The organism is Planococcus sp. TJ-201, assembly GCF_058268495.1.
The window spans coordinates 74,630-92,862 of sequence record NZ_JBZDOG010000004.1 but is presented as its reverse complement, the minus strand read 5'-3'; the positions used below and the strand labels follow the sequence as shown (position 1 = coordinate 92,862).

The 18,233-nt window shown below is 47.9% G+C and carries 21 protein-coding genes; 9 read left to right on the top strand and 12 right to left on the bottom strand.

Annotation, left to right across the window (positions count from 1 at the left end):
* Positions 1-78: 78 nt before the first annotated feature.
* Together AC4EG4_RS11110 and AC4EG4_RS11105 are read right to left on the bottom strand one after the other, a co-directional pair.
* On the bottom strand, positions 79-720 hold the full coding sequence (locus AC4EG4_RS11110; protein WP_490979254.1) for an alpha/beta hydrolase: 642 nt from the start codon (positions 718-720) through the stop codon (positions 79-81).
* 188 nt (positions 721-908) lie between these two features.
* Positions 909-1,892: an ornithine cyclodeaminase family protein gene (locus AC4EG4_RS11105; RefSeq protein WP_490987843.1), complete on the bottom strand. Its 984-nt coding sequence runs from the start codon at positions 1,890-1,892 to the stop codon at positions 909-911.
* A gap of 249 nt (positions 1,893-2,141) precedes the next feature.
* On the opposite strand from AC4EG4_RS11105, the gene AC4EG4_RS11100 reads away from it, so the two are divergent.
* Entirely contained in the window at positions 2,142-2,498 is a 357-nt protein-coding gene (locus AC4EG4_RS11100) for a DUF1801 domain-containing protein (protein WP_490979256.1), read from the top strand.
* A 70-nt stretch (positions 2,499-2,568) separates the two neighbouring features.
* Here the strand turns inward: AC4EG4_RS11100 and AC4EG4_RS11095 are convergent, their stop codons facing one another.
* The 5 genes from AC4EG4_RS11095 to AC4EG4_RS11075 form a co-directional block, all read right to left on the bottom strand.
* Positions 2,569-3,321, bottom strand: a complete 753-nt coding sequence (locus AC4EG4_RS11095; RefSeq protein WP_490987842.1) for a class I SAM-dependent methyltransferase — start codon at positions 3,319-3,321, stop codon at positions 2,569-2,571.
* Positions 3,322-3,339: 18 nt separating this feature from the next.
* Entirely contained in the window at positions 3,340-3,624 is a 285-nt protein-coding gene (locus tag AC4EG4_RS11090; RefSeq protein WP_490987841.1) for a DUF5316 domain-containing protein, read from the bottom strand.
* A gap of 106 nt (positions 3,625-3,730) precedes the next feature.
* Positions 3,731-4,753: an ABC transporter permease gene (locus tag AC4EG4_RS11085; protein WP_490987840.1), complete on the bottom strand. Its 1,023-nt coding sequence runs from the start codon at positions 4,751-4,753 to the stop codon at positions 3,731-3,733.
* Entirely contained in the window at positions 4,750-5,475 is a 726-nt protein-coding gene (locus AC4EG4_RS11080) for an ABC transporter ATP-binding protein (RefSeq protein ID WP_490987839.1), read from the bottom strand. Before AC4EG4_RS11080 ends, AC4EG4_RS11085 begins: the two co-directional genes overlap by 4 nt.
* Positions 5,476-5,647: 172 nt before the next feature.
* Positions 5,648-6,187 carry a GNAT family N-acetyltransferase gene (locus AC4EG4_RS11075; protein WP_490987838.1) on the bottom strand — a complete coding sequence of 180 codons (540 nt, stop codon included), beginning with the start codon at positions 6,185-6,187 and terminating at the stop codon, positions 5,648-5,650.
* A 167-nt stretch (positions 6,188-6,354) separates the two neighbouring features.
* On the opposite strand from AC4EG4_RS11075, the gene AC4EG4_RS11070 reads away from it, so the two are divergent.
* The 4 genes from AC4EG4_RS11070 (at position 6,355) to AC4EG4_RS11055 (ending at position 8,891) form a co-directional block, all read left to right on the top strand.
* Positions 6,355-6,600, top strand: a complete 246-nt coding sequence (locus AC4EG4_RS11070) for an SHOCT domain-containing protein (RefSeq protein WP_490987837.1) — start codon at positions 6,355-6,357, stop codon at positions 6,598-6,600.
* 22 nt (positions 6,601-6,622) lie between these two features.
* Positions 6,623-6,877 (top strand): SHOCT domain-containing protein, encoded by a 255-nt coding sequence (locus tag AC4EG4_RS11065; protein ID WP_490979263.1) that lies wholly within the window; start codon positions 6,623-6,625, stop codon positions 6,875-6,877.
* A gap of 100 nt (positions 6,878-6,977) precedes the next feature.
* Positions 6,978-7,304, top strand: a complete 327-nt coding sequence (locus AC4EG4_RS11060) for a four-helix bundle copper-binding protein (RefSeq protein ID WP_490979264.1) — start codon at positions 6,978-6,980, stop codon at positions 7,302-7,304.
* A gap of 108 nt (positions 7,305-7,412) precedes the next feature.
* Positions 7,413-8,891, top strand: a complete 1,479-nt coding sequence (locus AC4EG4_RS11055; protein WP_490987836.1) for a phytoene desaturase family protein — start codon at positions 7,413-7,415, stop codon at positions 8,889-8,891.
* A 133-nt stretch (positions 8,892-9,024) separates the two neighbouring features.
* Here AC4EG4_RS11055 and AC4EG4_RS11050 read toward each other — a convergent pair whose 3' ends face one another.
* From AC4EG4_RS11050 to AC4EG4_RS11040, 3 genes are read right to left on the bottom strand one after another with little or no spacing between them, the layout of a single operon-like run.
* Positions 9,025-9,693: a response regulator transcription factor gene (locus tag AC4EG4_RS11050; RefSeq protein WP_490988041.1), complete on the bottom strand. Its 669-nt coding sequence runs from the start codon at positions 9,691-9,693 to the stop codon at positions 9,025-9,027.
* Positions 9,686-11,074, bottom strand: a complete 1,389-nt coding sequence (locus AC4EG4_RS11045) for a sensor histidine kinase (RefSeq protein ID WP_490987835.1) — start codon at positions 11,072-11,074, stop codon at positions 9,686-9,688. Before AC4EG4_RS11045 ends, AC4EG4_RS11050 begins: the two co-directional genes overlap by 8 nt.
* Positions 11,075-11,088: 14 nt before the next feature.
* Positions 11,089-12,057 (bottom strand): F510_1955 family glycosylhydrolase, encoded by a 969-nt coding sequence (locus AC4EG4_RS11040; RefSeq protein WP_490987834.1) that lies wholly within the window; start codon positions 12,055-12,057, stop codon positions 11,089-11,091.
* 132 nt (positions 12,058-12,189) lie between these two features.
* On the opposite strand from AC4EG4_RS11040, the gene AC4EG4_RS11035 reads away from it, so the two are divergent.
* The 4 genes from AC4EG4_RS11035 to AC4EG4_RS11020 all read left to right on the top strand — a co-directional run bounded on the left by AC4EG4_RS11035 (position 12,190) and on the right by AC4EG4_RS11020 (position 16,934).
* The gene (locus AC4EG4_RS11035; RefSeq protein WP_490987833.1) at positions 12,190-12,795 is read left to right on the top strand and encodes a YdhK family protein; all 606 of its coding nucleotides are present in this window, start codon (positions 12,190-12,192) and stop codon (positions 12,793-12,795) included.
* A gap of 286 nt (positions 12,796-13,081) precedes the next feature.
* Complete coding sequence (locus AC4EG4_RS11030; RefSeq protein ID WP_490987832.1) at positions 13,082-14,731, top strand: ATP-binding protein; 1,650 nt, start codon at positions 13,082-13,084, stop codon at positions 14,729-14,731.
* Complete coding sequence (locus AC4EG4_RS11025; RefSeq protein WP_490987831.1) at positions 14,728-15,435, top strand: response regulator; 708 nt, start codon at positions 14,728-14,730, stop codon at positions 15,433-15,435. The genes AC4EG4_RS11030 and AC4EG4_RS11025 overlap by 4 nt, the downstream gene beginning before the upstream one ends.
* 176 nt (positions 15,436-15,611) lie before the next feature.
* On the top strand, positions 15,612-16,934 hold the full coding sequence (locus tag AC4EG4_RS11020; protein WP_490979271.1) for a CitMHS family transporter: 1,323 nt from the start codon (positions 15,612-15,614) through the stop codon (positions 16,932-16,934).
* A gap of 265 nt (positions 16,935-17,199) precedes the next feature.
* Here AC4EG4_RS11020 and AC4EG4_RS11015 read toward each other — a convergent pair whose 3' ends face one another.
* Together AC4EG4_RS11015 and AC4EG4_RS11010 are read right to left on the bottom strand one after the other, a co-directional pair.
* Positions 17,200-17,934 (bottom strand): SIS domain-containing protein, encoded by a 735-nt coding sequence (locus AC4EG4_RS11015; RefSeq protein WP_490987830.1) that lies wholly within the window; start codon positions 17,932-17,934, stop codon positions 17,200-17,202.
* 22 nt (positions 17,935-17,956) lie between these two features.
* Positions 17,957-18,226, bottom strand: coding sequence for a phosphocarrier protein HPr (locus AC4EG4_RS11010; protein WP_490979273.1), 270 nt, complete (start codon positions 18,224-18,226; stop codon positions 17,957-17,959).
* Between the last annotated feature and the right edge of the window lie 7 nt (positions 18,227-18,233).

The window sequence follows — 18,233 nt, the reverse complement described above, 5'->3', positions numbered from 1 at the left end:
CTGTACCAATAAGCAAACTGCCATGCTAATACTCACGCAGCACAACGAATTTTTAAGCTACTTTTTTAACTTACAAAGTTAAAACTTTGCAATGTCTGCAATAATGTTTTGCAACTTTCCAATCGATTCCACAGGATTGTCTCCATACTCCAAACTGTGATTCAATCCGGGATACAAGTTTGCTGTCAGATTCGGATTAGCTGCTAGTTTACTGTAGTTCTCTTCGGAGTAGTAACGATCCCGATCGCCGACAAAACATAAAGCTGGATGAGGGGTGCTCACCATGGTTTCCAAAACTTTTAGTTGATCAATCAATGGTGTCAGCCAAATTACTTTAGCGTTTTTAAATCTTGGTTTCTCTACTTCCAAGCTCATTGCAATGGTTCCAAGTGATTTCCCAACTATGTAGTATTCATCATACGCGTGATTTGAAAAAAACTGGTCCAAAACAGCCGTTACATCTACTTTTACCGCTTTGTTCAATTCTGCACCTGTAAATTCATCATATTCTTCGTCTATATAGCGATAGTCCACCCGCAATACATCGTATCCTCTAGTTAAATAAACTTCTTCTGCGAAATGAAACAATGGAGCTGTTGCATTGTAGCCAGCGCCAGGAAGAAATATTGCTAGTATTTTTGGTTTTTCATCATTTTGAATAAAGGTGTATGGAATGGTTAACTCCTTGTAGCCTTTGACATTCCCTCTAATTAGCTTCATTTCTTTCACTCCCCTCTATTATTATACAAAAACACCCAAGTACAACGTGATTTTTTATATTAAGTTTGTATATTTATTCAAGGGTATTTGTAAATTCATTTTACAAATACCCTTGAATAACGGATTGGTAAAACCTCATCGCTCAGCCAAATCAACAGCCTCCCACAAGTGGAGGCTTTCAGCTATATTTACAATTCCACTTGCATCCCTTCCCCGCTAGCCGCTACTTTCCTATAGACACCTTTGGCAACGGCTAAGTCAAAATAGGCAGCGCCCACGCATTTAAAGAACGTAATTTCGGATTCTGCTTCACGGCCGGCTTTGTCTCCGGCAACAAGTTGTCCAAGTTCGGCATGCAGCTGATCGAACGACCAGTCTCCGCTTTCTGCGCTATGAATCAGTTCGCCCGCTTCGCCTTTAACGCCCACAATGTCATCTGCTACAATTTTGTCGGCGCGCAGTATGGTCGTTTCATCCATTTCACGCATGCTTGGCAAATAGGAGCCGACACCGTTAATATGCGTCCCTGGATTTAAATCTTCTCCATTAAAGACTGGCTCATTCGATCGCGTCGCACAGCAAATGATATCGGTCTGCTGTACCGCTGATGAGACGATAGTTTCAACAGTATAGGGAGTTTCGATGCCGAATGCCATGAGGCTTTTGCCAAAGCGCTCTGCTTTTTCCGGTGTCCGGTTGACCAGGATGATCCGTTCAATCGGCCGCACTGCCAGTACCCCTAGCACTTGCTCAAATGCCATTGCGCCGGTGCCGATGACAGTCAGTACGCGGCTTTTCTTGCGCGCCAGCAGATCGGTAGCGATGGCGCTGAGCGCACCGGTGCGCAAGCGGGTTAAATAGGAAGCCGCCATCATCGCGACATGCTCTCCATTGTCGCCATCGGATAATAAGATGACGCCTTGCGTAGTCGGCTTGCCCTTTGCCGGATTTTCCGGAAAGATGGTGACAACTTTGACGCCTGAGATTTCATTTGCCATGTCGGCACTTGGCATGTAAAGTGCCGAGGCCTTTCGTTCCGGAAAATCTAGAACGGTGCGATGTGGATTGTTAATGTGTCCTTGTTGCTTGGCCCGCAGCATTTCAGTGACGTCACGGATAGCGTCGTCTATATGGTATGTTTGCTGAATCTGCTGTTCGTTGATGATAAGCATAGCGTTCCTCCTAAAAAAAGCTGCTGCAATGTTTTTCAATTTTCCTTACTAATCAGCTTAGCCAGTTTGCAATATTCCGTCAATATGTCATAGAACGTTTTGTTTTTCGCTTCAACTGCGTTATGATGGGGCAGAACAGAGGAATCTTTTATCCAGTTTCCTAGTCAAAAAAACATTATTAATTCAACTTAACCGAGTAAGATGCACGTTTTACTAGTATCACAAAAACAAATTAAGGGGAGTCTATTTATGCATCCGGTCAAAGATCCGCAAGTAGATAAATTCATCGAAGGTTTGGAAAATCCGACACAAGATATTGTCAAAGAGCTGCGTACGCTGGTGTTTGAGGCATACCCGGAAATGGACGAGGGCTTTAAATGGGCCAATCCAAGCTATGCTAAGGAAGGGCTCGTATGCTATATGCAAACTGCCAAAGGCCACGTGAATTTCGGCTTTTACCGCGGCACAGAGCTTCGCGATGAGTCCAACTTGCTGGAAGGCGACGGCAAAAAAATGCGTCATGTGCGACTGAACCGGACCGATGAAATCCGGACCGACGAACTGAAGCTGCTGATTTGGGATGCCGTGGAATTGAATAGAAAATAAGGAAAGACTGCATAGTTAAAAAGAGAGCTGTCTTAAGCAAAAAAAACGAGGCGCAATTGGCCTCGTTTTTCTATTTCACTGCTTCAAAAGTAATGATGGCGTCTGCATTTTTGGGGTACTCGCCAAATTGATAGCCTGTTGAAATGCTGATCTTGCTGAAACCAATCTTTTCAAGGATAGTCTTGAATTCCTCGACGCCGTACCAGCGCATTGGGTAGCGCTCGAGTTCGGTCTCAAGCAGCTGCCCTTCGCGCCAGCGCTCATAGCGGCCCTGTGAAACAAAATATTGCCGGATCCAGTCCACTTCAACTTTTTTGCTTTCGACGGTCAATGTGTCGCCATTGATGGCTTGCCACGTCCGCGTCGACGTTTTTTCGAGCTCAATGTTAGCTGGCACATGCAAATCAACAATCAATCGGCCGCCAGTCTCCAGGTGACGATGGAAATTTTGCAAAGCCTGAAGGGATTTTTCGCGTTCATGGAGCAAAAGAAAAGTTCCTGTCGGGATAACGATCGCTTCGTATTTTTTCTCGATCGAGAACGATTCCATTTTGGCGTTAAACAATTTGGGTGCCAGTCCCCGCTCTTTGCAGTTGGCTCGACAAACTTTGAGCATTTCATCAGACATGTCAAAGCCGTCGACTTCAAATCCTTTTTCCAGCAACGGCACGAGCAAACGCCCCGTTCCCGTCGCTGGCTCCAAAATGCGTCCTTTGCACGAAGCCAAGCGCTCCAGGTAGTATTCAATGTCCCCAAATGAACTGCCGATCGGTTTATCGAGATCGTATACTTCTGATGACAAACTGCTGTAGTACCCTAACAATTCTTCACCCCATCCGCTTTATGAAATCATCGTCAAGTTTACAATTACTGCGGTAATGTTTGGCACAGCGACCAATACTGCATTTTTCATTTTTGCAACGCGCTGTTGTTTTTCACGGCGTTTTTCTGAACTTGTCGTTCTCGTCGACTTGTTCTTGCCTGTCCCCAGTGCCAATACGCCCCAAATCAACGCGATGCCGGCAGCAAAGCCGCTAATCACGAAAACCAGTGACCAGTCGTTCGTCAAATAAGCAACCAACACACCTGCTAAGGCGATGAGGACTCCAATTAAAAAGTATTTCATTCTATTATTCTCTCCTTTAGGTGCTGTGAATAGCTAAAATTTCCTTGCACGTTAATATTATCAAATGTCGCGCCTTAGAGGTAGGTAGTAAGAGTGATTTTTGATTTTATAATTTTCGGTTGCGTTTCAAGGCAATGATATTCAAGAAGATGAAAACCGCCGCAAACGCAGCAAGCGCCAGCAGATTGCCAGAAACATCCGATAACCCTTCGCCCCTGTACATGATGGCTTTCAAGGCATCGGCTGCGTAATACAGCGGCATGATGCGGCTGACATTTTGAAGCCAGTCGGCCATGCCTTCAAGCGGAATGATGCCGGCAAAAAAGATTTGTGGAACGACGATGATGGGGATAAACTGCACCATTTGAAATTCAGAAGATGCGAATGTCGACAGCAAAATGCCGAGCGACAGGGCCACCAAAGCCAGCATCAGGTTGACGATAATGACGTGCCAAACTTGCCCGACCATCACCATGTCCAATACTTGAATCGAGTAGAACACGACGATGGTCGTCTGGATGATGGCAAAAATCCCAAAGCCAGTCAAATAAGCCAATACGATTTCCCAGCGCCGGATCGGTGTTGCCAGCAACCGCTCCAGCGTTCCCGATACCCGCTCTTTCAATAACCCAATTCCAGAAATCAAAAAGACGAAAAAGAAGACGAAAAAGCCAACCAGGATCGGACCGAGAACATCAAAAAATTCCGTTTCCGCATCTCCATAAATGTATTCTGCATCGATGCTCGCGGGCGCACCGGCTCCCCCTTGCATGGCTGCTGCCTGCGTAATTTGCATCAATAACGCTCGGGATGTGCTCGGATCATTGTTTTCCAGAGTAAGTTGGAAACCGCCTTCATTTACTTCCAATAAACCATCCAACTCATCAGCAATGACGGTTTGGTTGTCGGCCTCATCGTAAGAAACCACATCAATCGACGCATTTTCCAACGCAGCAACGAGCGGTTCATTGCCTCCGACAACGCCGAGCTGCGGATTTTCATTGTCACCGTTAAAAAAGAAATACATCAAGGTTAAAACAATGAGTGGTGCGAAAAACAGCAATGCCATTGTCCGTTTGTCCCGAAGCAGCTGCAGCATGATGCGTTTAATCAATGCCAACACTCTCATCGCGCATCCCTCCCTGCCTGCAAAAAGACGCCTTCTAAATCAGCCGCACCGTAAGCCAGCTTTAATTCGTCCGGAGTTCCGGCTGCCAGGATTCCGCCTTCACGCACCATGGCGATGCGGTCGCATTTTTCTGCTTCGTCCATGACATGGGTCGTGACGATGATGGTCTTGCCCTGTTCCCTTTTTAACAGCATCAACTCGCTCCAGATCGAAAGCCGAAGTTCCGGATCAATGCCGACAGTCGGTTCATCGAGAATCAGGATTTTCGGATCATGGACCAGCGCGATGGCCAGCGACAAGCGACGCTTCATGCCGCCTGAATAAGCTGACACTTTCTTGCCCAGCTCATCGGTTAGCTGGACCAGATCAGCAGCATAGGCGATCCGTTCTTTCAGAACCATTTTTTTCATTTTGTAGAGCGAAGCGAAAAAGCTTAAATTTTCCTTGCCGGTCAATTCCGGATACAGCGCGTCCGATTGCGCCATGTAGCCTATGTTTTGGAGCAGCTCTAAATTCGGTACACGTTTGCCAAGCACTTCTACCGTGCCGCCGCTCGGTGAATCGATTCCGACAATCATTTTAACCAAAGTTGTTTTCCCTGAACCCGATGGTCCAATCAATCCGAAAATCTCACCTTTCGCAACTTGCAGATCCACTTCATGGAGCACGGTTGTCTTGCTGTAAACTTTGCTGAGCTTGTTGATGGAGATGCTGTTGTCCATTTGCATTCCCTCCAGTCGAATAAAAGCCTGCTGTTACTTTGTATTCTACGCTCATTTTTAAAAAAGCAAAGCAGCGTGTGAGCTGCTTTGCTTAGTTTTTTATTTTTACGGGCGCTTACGCTTTTCTTATTTTCCAGCGCTTGTCGGGGCTAAACGGCTGCTTACGCTTTTCTTACTTCCATTCAGAAGCCAGCATGCCGTAAACAACGTGATCGACATATCGGTCATACAGCCATTCGGCTTGGCGGATGGTGCCTTCTTCGGTGTAGCCGAGGCGTTCCGGGATGCTGCGGCTTTTATGGTTTTCGACTGCTGCACGGATTTCGACTTTATTGAGCTGAAGATCAGTCAAGGCATAGTCGGTCAAGGCTTTTGCAACGCGAGTCATGATGCCGTTGCCCTGATACTCCTGGCCAAGCCAGTAGCCGATATAAGCTGTTTTGTTGGCATGGTTGATATTATTGAAACCGCCAATCCCAACAATTTCTCCTTTGTAGAGAATAACTGCACCAAGGCTTTTGCCTTCAACAAAATTGCTGCTGCCGGATTTAATAAAGTCTTGAGTGTCTTTTAATTCGGTAGTAAAATCCAGCCATGGCAACCACTCTTTCAAATACTCTCTGGATGAATCGGTCAGTTCAAAAATTCGTTCAGCGTCGCGCATTTCCTGAATTTTGAGTGATAAATCTTCGTCAATCTTATGTATGAACATGAAAATGCCTCCTTTGGTTTGTAGACATATCGTAGCATAACTATCAGAATTTTCCATTCATAAATTTTTGCTTTAATTGTACATTGGACGAATATTCAGTGGCCAAAACGTGTAAAATAGAACTATAACAAATGCGTGGACCCCTTCCAAAAAGGAGTGTGGCGTGTGTGGAAGCTGCCGTGATGAATCCCGTAATTCCATTGTACGTGTGGATGCTGCTGTTTTTGATATTTCTAGTCATTGCGTTTATTGGTTTAGTGATTTACGCCAGTCAGCAGAGGCTCCCCCGCTACATGTTGCCTCCGAAGAATAAACAATTGCAATTGCTGAAAGAACAGTATGCCAAAGGTGAAATCAGCGAAGAAGAGTTTCGTAACCGCATGAAGAGTTTGAAAAAACGACAAAAATTTTAGCAAAGAGAGGAAGTCGAAACCAATGGGCGAATTTTTTACACCCGGCAACCCGGCACTTGGCATTACCATAGCTGTTGGTTTTATCGTTCTGCTGGCTGGAATCGGAACCATCCTGTGGTTCACATTGATCAAAGCTCGCAACAACGCAGCACGCACCGAACCGGGCGCACCTAACAAAGCTTCGGAAGCATTGCGCCAGCGCTACGTTAGCGGTGAGATCAGCAAAGAAGAATATGATGCGCAGCTGCGCCAATTGAAAGCCCCGCCGGAAAACTAACTGTGCAGTTTTTGTCGAGTTTCTTTATTCCCATTTATTTCACAATCTGAGGGGAAACGGAGTAGAAGAACCACAAAATCTGAAACTGGAGGTTTTATTGATGGCACATGAACAACATGCAGAACTGATTAAAACTTTGCACGATTGCGCAGCAGCGTGCAACCACTGTTTTGATGCGTGTTTACAGGAAGATGATGTGAAAATGATGGTGCCTTGCATTCGACTTGACCGTGAGTGCGCAGATATCTGTGCGTATCTCGAGCATGCAATTACCCGCAACTCGCCATTTGTCGCCGAGCTGGCGCAAGCATGCGCGACTATTTGTGAGGCGTGCGCTGCAGAATGTTCAAAACACGATCACGAACACTGCCAAAAATGTGCAGAAGCCTGCGCAAAATGTGCAGAAGCTTGCCGCAACGTTGCTTAAATTTGTCTATTAAAAGCCCGGCTGCTTGGAAATTTCCAAGCAGCCGGGCTTTTGTATTGGCAGGGTTTCCGCTTTATCGCCATAATGGAAACAAAGGAGTGGATTCGGATGGCACGAACAGTATTGGTAATAGGCGCAGGAATCGGCGGATTGACAGCGGGCTCACTGCTCGCAAAAGCAGGATGGCCAGTAACGCTGCTGGAAGCTTCCTCGGAACTCGGCGGCTGCGCTGGCAAATTCAAGCGCAATAAGTATTTATTTCCGGCTGGCGCAACACTCGGCATGGGCCTTGAACCTGGAGGCATTCACGACCGCGTTTTTCGCTTTCTTGGCGCACCAATGACCATCGAACCGCTCGAACAGGTAATGGAAATGGTCCATCCGGAAACAACGTTTGTGTTCCATAAAGACCGCGCACGCCACGTTGACGGCATCGCCTCGCATTTCCCCGACCACAGCGACAAGATCCGTGCTTTCTACAAAGAAATCCACCGCACCGCTTCCATCGTACGGACCTTGATGGACCCGCTTCCTTCCCTGCCCCCTGCCACGGCAACCGAGTGGGCGTTTCTGACAAAATCCGTACGCCCCAAGCACGTCAAGCTCCTGCCATTCTTTAACCAAACCTTGGGACAGCGGTTGAAGAAACACGACTTGCACGAGTTAAAAGAGTTTCGCCATATGCTGGACGGCCTGCTGATTGACAGCATGCAAACGGGCAGTGAAGACGTGGCGTATTTATTGGCTGCGGTGGCACTTGATATTTACCACGAAGGAGCCTACTACGTGCCGGGCGGTTTATACCGTTTTGCTGAATTGATGGGCGACAGCTTGAAAGATAATGGCGGGGTACTGAAAAAGCGGCGTACCCTCGAAAAGCTGGAGCGGCAAGGCGATTTATGGATTGCCACCGATCATCGCGGCAATACCTATGAAGCGACAGATGTCATCCTGAACGTTCCGATCCAGCAATTACCGAAAATTTTGGCGCCGGAGCTGGTGACAAAACTGAAAGTTTCTTTGCGTGATGGGATTGCTGGGGAAACTTGGACGACGCTGACGCTGTATTTAGCAGTAGATTCGAGCAAACTCCATGAACCGCTGCCGCCATTCCGTCAAATCTCAACAGGTGATGGCCTTTCAGAAGGCGGCCATTTTTTCATGTCCTCTTCTGTTGCAGGCGACGACTTGCGCGCACCGGATGGCTTCCAAACCGTAACGATCTCCACACATTCACGCCTCCAGGAATGGGACAACCAGGAAAAGTACGAAAACACACGGGAGGTTTTAACAGAGCGCATGCTCCAGGCCATCCAAAAGGTCGTCCCTGAGTTCCGCGACGCCATTGTCCACATGGAAAGCGGCGCGCCAAGAGCCTGGGATCATTATGCAGGGCGGACCAATGGCCTGGTTGGCGGCTTTCCTCAAACTTTGGACGCCGCCCTGTTCAATTCCATTTCGCATCGTTCCGGCTTGCCAAACCTTTACGTCTGCGGCGATCACGTTTTCCCCGGCGGTGGGACAATTGGAGCCGCAACGAGCGGCATCCACGCGGCACGGTCCGTGTCGGGCGAACGATTGATTTAGAGGTTGGGCTTCCGAGCAATGCAGTCGCTCAGGGAAAGTTTGCGGTCGCTCCGAAGTTTTCTCCACCACTCAGAATAGAATGCCTAAAGAAACACGGCGAAAAAACCGCTGCAGATTTTTCTGCAGCGGTTTTCTAATGGACCCATTTATAGCCGATGCCCCATACGGTCTGGAAATGTTTGTCGATGGGAAAGCCGGCTTGGCGGATCTTCTCGCGAATGTTGCGGACATGTGAGTCGACAGTACGGCCTTCTGTCTCCGAGTCAAACCCCCACACTAATTCCAACAGCCGGTCGCGCTCGAATACTTTATTCGGATTCTTCATCAAGAGGCCGAGCATCGAAAATTCTTTTGGCGTCAAACGGATGGGTTGGTGGTGATAGCTCAACTCAAAACGGTCTTCTTCCCATACCAGCCCCTGCACTTCGATGCGTTTTGCTGGAAGGCTGCGGCGCAGCAAGGCTTCCATTCGCGCCAGCAACTCTTCTTCACCGAACGGCTTGGTCATGTAATCATCCGCACCAAGGCGCAGACCTTTGACAATGTCTTCTTGCTGCTCACGCGCCGTCAGCATGATGATGGGTACATTGGAAGATTTGCGGATTTCGCGGCATACTTGCCAGCCGTCCATATCGGGCATCATAATATCCAGCAGTACCAGATCAAACTCTTCATTGTTCAATAAATCCAACGCTTGCCTGCCGCTGCCTGCTTTTGTGCAGGCATAATCATGCGGCTGCAAATACAGCGCCACCAGGTCCAGCATTCGTTTTTCATCATCCACCAACAAAACCTTATGAATGGTTTCCACCCCTTTTCAATCGTACGGTGACGGTCGTCCCTTTTCCAAATTGGCTGTCAATGTGGATCTTGCCACCATGCGACTCAACGATTTCCTTGGCAATGGCCAATCCGAGTCCAGAACCGCCCCGTTCGCGCGACCTTGATTTCTCCACGCGGTATAAACGGTCAAAGACGAAAGGCAGTTCCTCTTCCGGAATCCCCTGTCCTTCATCACGAATTTGAATCGCAATGCCCTCCAACTCCTCCTGGCATTCCACCATTACACGATTGCCGGCTGACGAATGCTTGCGGGCATTGTCGAGAATGTTCAGCAGCACTTGCTGAATACGCTCCGGATCGATGGAAATTTTCACATCTTTGCTGCAGCTGATTGACAGTACAATTTGTTCTTCTTCAAAAGCCGGCCTAACGAGAACCGCGACAGACTCCAACAAATCAGCGATGAAAACTTCCCGTCGTTCGATCGTGAATTGGTTGCGGTCCAGCTTCGCCAAGTCAAACAAATTCCCAACCAACAGCGTTAAATGAGCCGCTTCTTCACGAATAATGCCCATATATTCCTCACGGTCCCGCTCTGTTGTCTCCGGCCGCTCCAAAATATCGGCATAGCCTTTAATGTAAGTCAACGGCGTCCGCAATTCGTGCGAAATGCTCGACAGGAACTCATTGCGCTCATTTTTCAGGCGGTCAAGATCGGTCGACAGCTTGGTGATGGCATTGGCCAATTCTCCCAGCTCGTCATTTCGTTCATTCGTCAAATCGACCTGGTTGTTGCCATGGCTCAATTGTTCAGTCGCTTCTTTCATGCGAATCAGCGGCAAGGTGATAATCCGCGACAGCAGCAGGATCGTGACAATGGTCAAAAGAACGGTGATGATGCCGACCAGAAGAAATTGATTTTTCAAGTGGTCAACGATCCTTTCAATATTGTCAGTCGGCGCAAACATAAAGACGTGGCCTTCATGCACTCCGTCAATCGTAATCGGGCTGTCGGTCGCAATATAGCGCTGGTCCTGCCAATTTTCTTCAATTATTTCTCCGTCTATAGGCACGGCTGCAAAATCAGTGTGGCCCAGTACTTCCAGCATTTCCGGTTCCAACGCATCGGAATTGACCAGAATCTCACCCGCCTCGTCCGTAATCACGACAATAAAATCAGAAGCTGATTCCATCATGCCGACATGTTCCAAGGTCATCTCTTCGAAACTGTCTTCCAGCACATCGCTGTGCGTTTCGCCCCGCGCCAATAAATTTTCCATCACTTCATCGACGCGTTCATTAACCAAGGTGAAATAAAGCGTTGAAAACAGGAACGCTTCAATAATTAAGATAAAAACAAAAAACAACAAGCCGATTTTCAAGGATAATTTATTGAACATAGGGACCTCCGCTGTTACTCTACTTGGCCTGCATACAAGATTCGATTCCACGTGCCCCCGCCATCTTCTGAAAAGAAAGCATGGCCCGCCGCTGTATACATAGCCAATTGTTCTGTGTTGGACGGATTTTGTGCGATGTACAGAATGACGTCTTCCGGCAGATCAGGCAATTCATGCGCCTGCTGTTCACCGTTTTCCCAAGTATACTCGATAAGCTCTGCCTCCGTGCCGTAAGTTGCATAGTACAGCGCATCTTCACTGAAGAACACAGCTGTTCCGTAAATCTCATTCTCTGTCAGCAGCGTAAAGCTGTCACCCCCATCTTCCGACAAGAAAATTCCTGCGGTTGTCGCTGCTGCAATCAATTGCGAATCGCTTGGATGCATGGCAAAAGAAGAAACTTCGCCTTCCAGTCCACTGCCATCCACTTGCTGCCACTGCTCCCCTTCATCTTCACTGCGGAAATAGCCGAGGCCCATTTGCGAATTTTCCTGCGGGTTCATCACAAACAGGTGGTGGCTTCGGTAGCCGGCCGCCATGCCGTGAAAATCAGTTTCGCCTTCAAAGCCCAGATGGTCGAGCGAACGTCCGCCGTCCATGCTGCGCTGGATGCCGATTGGATTTTGCATCATCGAGCCGGGTCCCGGGTGGCCAGATGTGTAGAATCCGTCATCGACTGCATTAAATCCCATGTAGTCATGCAAATGATCGCTTGTTTCCAGCCATTCTCCGTCGCGGTTAATCTTCAGGCCGTGATGTGAGGCAAAATAAAGCCCTTCCTCACTTTCGATAAAGCCCATTCCGTGGACATGGTCCATGCGCCCATCGAACGCTATTTCAAATTCTTCATTGGTTTCATTCGTTTCGTCCGTTTCTGTGCCAGCTGCGGGTTCTGTGTTTTGCGGTTCCGGTTCTGCCGTTTCTCCGCACCCTGCCATCAATAAGCCCGCCATCAACGGAGCCACTATCCATTTGCTGTTCATGTTTTTTCCTCCTGTCGTTCCATTAGGTTTTATTGTACAAGAAAAGTTTTGATTTTTTGTGCAGATTCTGCACAGCAATTGCACACTCTTTGGGTACAGTATAGAAACTATAGCAACGAAAGAGGGATTCTCATGACGAAAAACAAAATTCTGCTGTTGGCAATGTCTGCGCTGAGCGCCATCACATTAGCAGCCTGCAGAGATACAGAAGAAGATGGAATGAATCCGGCTGATCCTGACAATCAGGTTGAGATGAGTGAAGAGATGGACGAAAATATGGATGAGGATATGAACCATGGCGGCATGGATCACTCGAGCTCTGGCGAAGTGCCGGAAGGATTGGCCGAAGCTGAAAATCCAGCATTTGAAGTTGGCAGCCAAGCCATCATGAGCGCAGATCACATGCCGGGTATGGACGGCGCGGAAGCGACCATTGTTGGCGCCTACGACACGACTGTTTATGCATTGAGCTTTACGCCAACTACGGGCGGTGAACCGGTTGAAAACCACAAATGGGTCATTCACGAAGAGCTGGAAGATGCCGGCGACATGCCGCTTTCAGCTGGTGACGAAGCCGTGATCGCTACCGATCATATGGAAGGCATGGAAGGTGCCACGGCAACCATCGATTCCGCTGAAGAAACGACTGTCTACATGGTCGACTTTACAACAACTGATACGGATGAAGAAGTCACCAACCATAAATGGGTAACCGAAAGCGAGTTATCCGCCGAATAAAGATCGCCTCCCCTATGCTTCTTGCACTGGGGAGGCTTTTTGTTTGCGAAGAGGAGCAACCACTTCAGCTTTTTTGTGTTTACGGACGCTCCATCCTGATTGCACAAAACAAGCACGACAGACGACCGTTGCCGCGCGCTAAAATCTCCCGATGACTTTATTCCTATGTACATATTTTCCAAACGATCAAGTTCAAAACCCAAAAAGCAAATGGATCGAGCCCAGAAACCACCACCCAGCTTATGGTATTATTACAAAAAGCAGATTGATAGTAAGGAGCTCTCCCATGATTCAATTCCGCAAAGCTGATATCCAAAAACGATCGATTCCAACGAAGAACGTCATGAATTTAAAGATGAAGATGATCGCGTTGATTGGACTGCTGATCCTGGCAATTGTTTTGGTGATCGGTATTTTTCTTGATTATTTCATTACCGAGACGCTGGAGGCACAGCTTGGTGAACAAGCACTGAGCGTGGCGGAAAGTGTGGCGCTCAATCCGGACATTGCGCAGGCCTTTGAAACAGCGGATCCAGCGGCGATTATTCAGCCTCTCGTTTCTCCGATTCAACAGTCTACAAGTGCCGAGTTTATCGTTGTCGGCAATGCCGAGGAAATCCGCTATTCGCATCCAAATCCCGAACAAATCGGCAAAAAGATGGTCGGTGAGGACAATGAACGTGCACTTCTGTTTGGCGATTCTTACGTCTCTGAAGCTACTGGCTCGCTCGGCAATTCGCTGCGTGCGAAAGTACCGATTTATTCAGGAACTGATGTTATTGGCGTCGTGTCGGTCGGGTTTCTCGCTACTGATATCCAGACGCTTATCGGAGATTATAATCATGAGCTGTGGCTGATGCTGGTGATTATCACGGTTGTCGCAATCCTGGTTGCTATCGCCATTGCCACGTATATTAAACGGAAATTGCATGGCCTTGAACCCGAAGAAATCTCGCGTTTGCTGTTTCAAAAAGAAACAATCTTGCAGTCGACCCACGAAGGCATTATCGCGGTCGACGACGCCGGAAAGATTACCCTGCTCAACCATATGGCCCAGCAATTGCTGTTTGGTGCTGAACAGGATACTGGCCAATTGATCGGCCAGCCGATTCGGCAAGTGCTTCCCAGCTCCGATTTGCCGGACATTCTGGAAAGCCGCCAGAGCCGCTTTGATCAGGAAGAGCTTTACGGCAGCCATGCCGTCTACGTCAACTCCGGACCCATTTTTTACGAAACTACATTGGTTGGCGCCGTTTCAACGTTCCGCAATAAAACCGAAATCGACACGCTGACAAAAGAGCTGTCGCATGTAAAGCAATATGCCAACGCGCTGCGTGCACAGACGCATGAGTTTTCAAACAAGCTATACACCATTTCGGGACTGGTTTACTTGAATAAAAAACAGGAAGTGCTTGATTTTATTCGCATGGAACATGATATTCAACAGGAATGGATTCAGCAGGTTATTGATAAAGTGACCGATCCATTGATCAGCGGCATTTTGATTGGCAAACTCAACCAGGCGAGCGAACAGCAGGTCCAGCTGATGATCGATCCGGACAGCCGATTGGAAACGCCATTGTCGGACTTGCAAAGCCGTGCTTTGCTGGCGGCCATCGGAAACTTGATTGACAACGCGCTTGATGCTGTCAAAAGTTATCCGGCACATCAGCGGCAAATTACACTTTACTTTACCGATGTCGGCGACGATGTGTTGTTTGAAATTGACGATTCGGGACCGGGAATTCCAGCTGGACACGAACAGCATTTATTTGAAAGAGGCTTTACGTCGAAAACAGGGGCAGACCGCGGCTATGGCTTAAGCACAACAAGACAGCTTATCGTCCAAGCTGGCGGCGAACTGCATCTAGAGGAAAGTGAACTGGGCGGCGCTTGTTTTGTCGTTTCATTACCCAAAAAGGAGAATATCTTATGAAACAAGAGCTTCATGTATTGATTATTGAAGATGATTTTCGGGTCGCCGAGATCAACCGCCAGCTGGTGGAACAAATAGACGGTTTTCATGTAGAGGGTGTCGCAAAAACAGGCGATGAAGCGATGGCTTTGCTTACCAATAGCCATCGAGTGCCGGATTTGATTTTGCTGGATGTTTTTATTCCTGACCGCAAAGGGCTTGAATTGCTGCGCGAAATCCGTAGCAGTTTTCCACATGTCGATATTGTCATGCTGTCCGCAGCCAAAGAAGCAGCAACCATTGAAGAAGCATTGCGCCACGGCGTTTTTGATTATCTTGTCAAACCGGTGGATTTTGCCCGCTTCGAACAGGCATTGCTGCGGTTCCGTGAGCAAAAGCTCGTCTTTTCTGCACGGCAGGAGTTGGAACAAGCGGATATCGACGGGTTGATTGGCATTGACTCTCCCCTTTCCTCTGGCGAAACACTGGACGGCGAATTGCCTAAAGGCATTGACCAGCTGACCTTGATTGGCATTATCGAAACACTGCAAGGCTCAGCTCGAGAAGGCATCAATGCCATGGAAGCCGGCAAAGCAGTTGGCGTCAGCCGTTCTACTGCGCGCCGCTATTTGGAGCACTTGGTGTCGATTGGCGAAGCAAAAGCGCAATTAAACTATGGTGAAATCGGCCGTCCTGAAAGACGCTACATTCCGTGGACAAAATGAACAAAACTACCTTAAAGTTCTTTAGTTCACTTAATTGAATAATCTTATTTTTCAAATCCCTCTGTGCTAAGTTTAGAGCTATAACTTAGAAGCAGAGGGATTTTCGATGGATGCATTTTATGTATGCGTTTACAATTCTTCCTTCAATCAACTTTCTACTCTGGGGAGGAACTCTTATGTTAAGCATTATTGGACTATTAACCATTGTCATCATTGTCGCATTGCTCATCAGCAATAAAATCACCCCGATTGTCGCGCTCGTTTTGGTGCCGATTGTTGCAGCTTTCGCGGCAGGGTTCAGCTTTGCCGAAATTGGCGACTTTTTCAACAGCGGAATTGACTCCGTGATGAGCGTCGTGATTATGTTTATCTTCGCCATCTTGTTTTTTGGCATTATGCAGGACGTTGGATTGTTCGATCCATTAATCAGTAAAATGATTGCGGTGTCGCGCGGAAACGTTATCGCCGTAGCAGTCGGAACGGTATTGATTGCAGCCGTTGCGCAGCTTGACGGTTCAGGAGCTTCTACTTTCCTCATTACGATTCCGGCGTTATTGCCTTTGTATAAACGCTTGAAAATGAATCCTTACCTCTTGTTATTATTGGTCGGAACATCCGCCAGCATTATGAATATGCTGCCATGGGGTGGCCCGCTTGGCCGTACCGCAGCAGTTCTTGGGATGGACGTCACCGAATTGTGGCGCCCATTAATCAAAGTCCAGGTTATCGGCATCGTCCTACTGGTTGGGCTGGCCATCTTATTGGCCATTCGCGAAAAACGATTGATCGCCAAACGCGGTAATTTTAATGAAGAGATTTATGAAGATGCGCAGCCGCTTGTTCAGGGTGCTCAAGACGAAGCTTCATTGAAAGCGGCATCATTGCGCCGCCCTAAATTGCTTTGGGCCAATACGATTCTGGCACTGGCAGTTATCGGCGTTCTCGTATGGGGCGTCATTCCGGCTGGCTTTGCCTTTATGATTGGTGTCAGCATTGCATTGCCATTGAATTATCCGAATATGAAAGACCAGATGGACCGCATCAAAGATCATGCACCAAGTGCTTTATTGATGGCCGCCATTATTTTGGCCGCCGGGTCTTTTCTTGGCATTTTGAACGGCACGTTGATGCTCGACTCGATTGCCAACGACTTGGTCAAAATTCTGCCAGCGTTTGTTCTTCCTTATCTGCATATCATCATCGGCTTTTTCGGAGTACCGTTTGATTTGCTGCTTAGTACAGATGCTTACTATTTCGCGCTCCTGCCAATTGTTGAACAGGTAGTTGCGGAAGCTGGCGTGTCCTCCATCTCTGTTGCATACGCCATGATCATCGGCAATATTATCGGGACGTTTGTCAGCCCGTTTTCCCCCGCCCTTTGGTTGGCGCTTGGCTTGGCTGGTCTTGAAATGGGCCGCCACATCCGCTATTCGCTTCCTATTATGTGGGCATTCAGCATTGTGTTGCTGGCAATTTCAATTTTGATTGGCGTTGTGTAAGAAATAGCTATCGAGCCAGCCACGGTTTACGCCGCGGCTGGCTTTTTTGCGAAGATTTATTGAATTTTCGAACGTCCTAGGTGAAGTATTTTATACAATATGCACGCTTTTCTTGATTTATGCACGCTTGTTGAAAAATATGCACGTTCAAAAAAGTTTATGCACGCTCACTAAAAATTACGCACGCTCAAACCAATTTATGCACGTTCAGCCCAAAATGCACAAAAAAAGCACGGCAGAAAATCGCTGCCGTGCGTTAAAAACGTTAAGACAATAATGAAATTCGCTCACTGTATTTATCGATCAACTTCGCATTATGTGCATCCGCACCATCGATATTGCCGCTCAAGAAAATGGGCGGCGCGAAGCCTGCATCGGCCATCCTCTTGATAGCTTCCGCGAAAATGGCATTTAAAATTGTTGCCCCGACAACAGTGGACGTCGGACCGAATGGAACTTCGACGCTTTCATACGACAAGATGGCATCGCCTGACACTGAATGGTTGTCGATGACCAAGTCTACCGAGTTGAACAAGTGCTTGCCGCTTTTGTGGCGTGAAGACTGGCTCCCCGAATACTCAAGCGACGTGATGCCAATAACAAATGCCCCTTGTTCACGGGCTGCCAGTGCAACGTCCACCGGCACCGGGTTGCGGCCGGAAGTGGAGATGACAAAGACCACGTCGTCAGCACCGAAATCCTGTTCCTGCAAAAAGTTTGCCGCGTAGTCATTTTTTCGCTCCAGCTGAGAAGACTGGACGGCACCTTCATGGAGCATTAACGGCTCCACAAAAATGGGCTTGATTGGCACCAATCCGCCGGCACGGTAAAACACTTCTTCCGTCAAAATATGCGAATGGCCGCATCCGAATAGTTGGATGATGCCACCCGCCTGGATTGCATCCGCCACTTTTTCAGCGGCCGCAAGCATCGCCTGCTTTTCTTGTTTCTCGACAAGCTGCAGTCGTTCCTGTGCTTGTTTAAAATAGTTGCTTAACATTGATGGCTCAACTCCAAATTTCTTACGCTTTTCCAAGTCCTTCAGCCACAATCAATTCTTCGACTTTGGCCATAAGGGATTCTTCGTCGCTGCCGTCAGCTGTGATTTTGATGGTATTGCCTTTTGAAACGCCAAGTGACATGACGCCCATAATGGATTTCAAGTTGACTTCTCTTTCTTTGTACAGCATTTTAACATCGGCAGAAAACGGTGACACTGCCGCGACTAGTTTTGATGCGGGACGTGCGTGAAGCCCTTCTTCGCTGGTAATGGTGTAGTTTTTTTCAATCATGTCCATT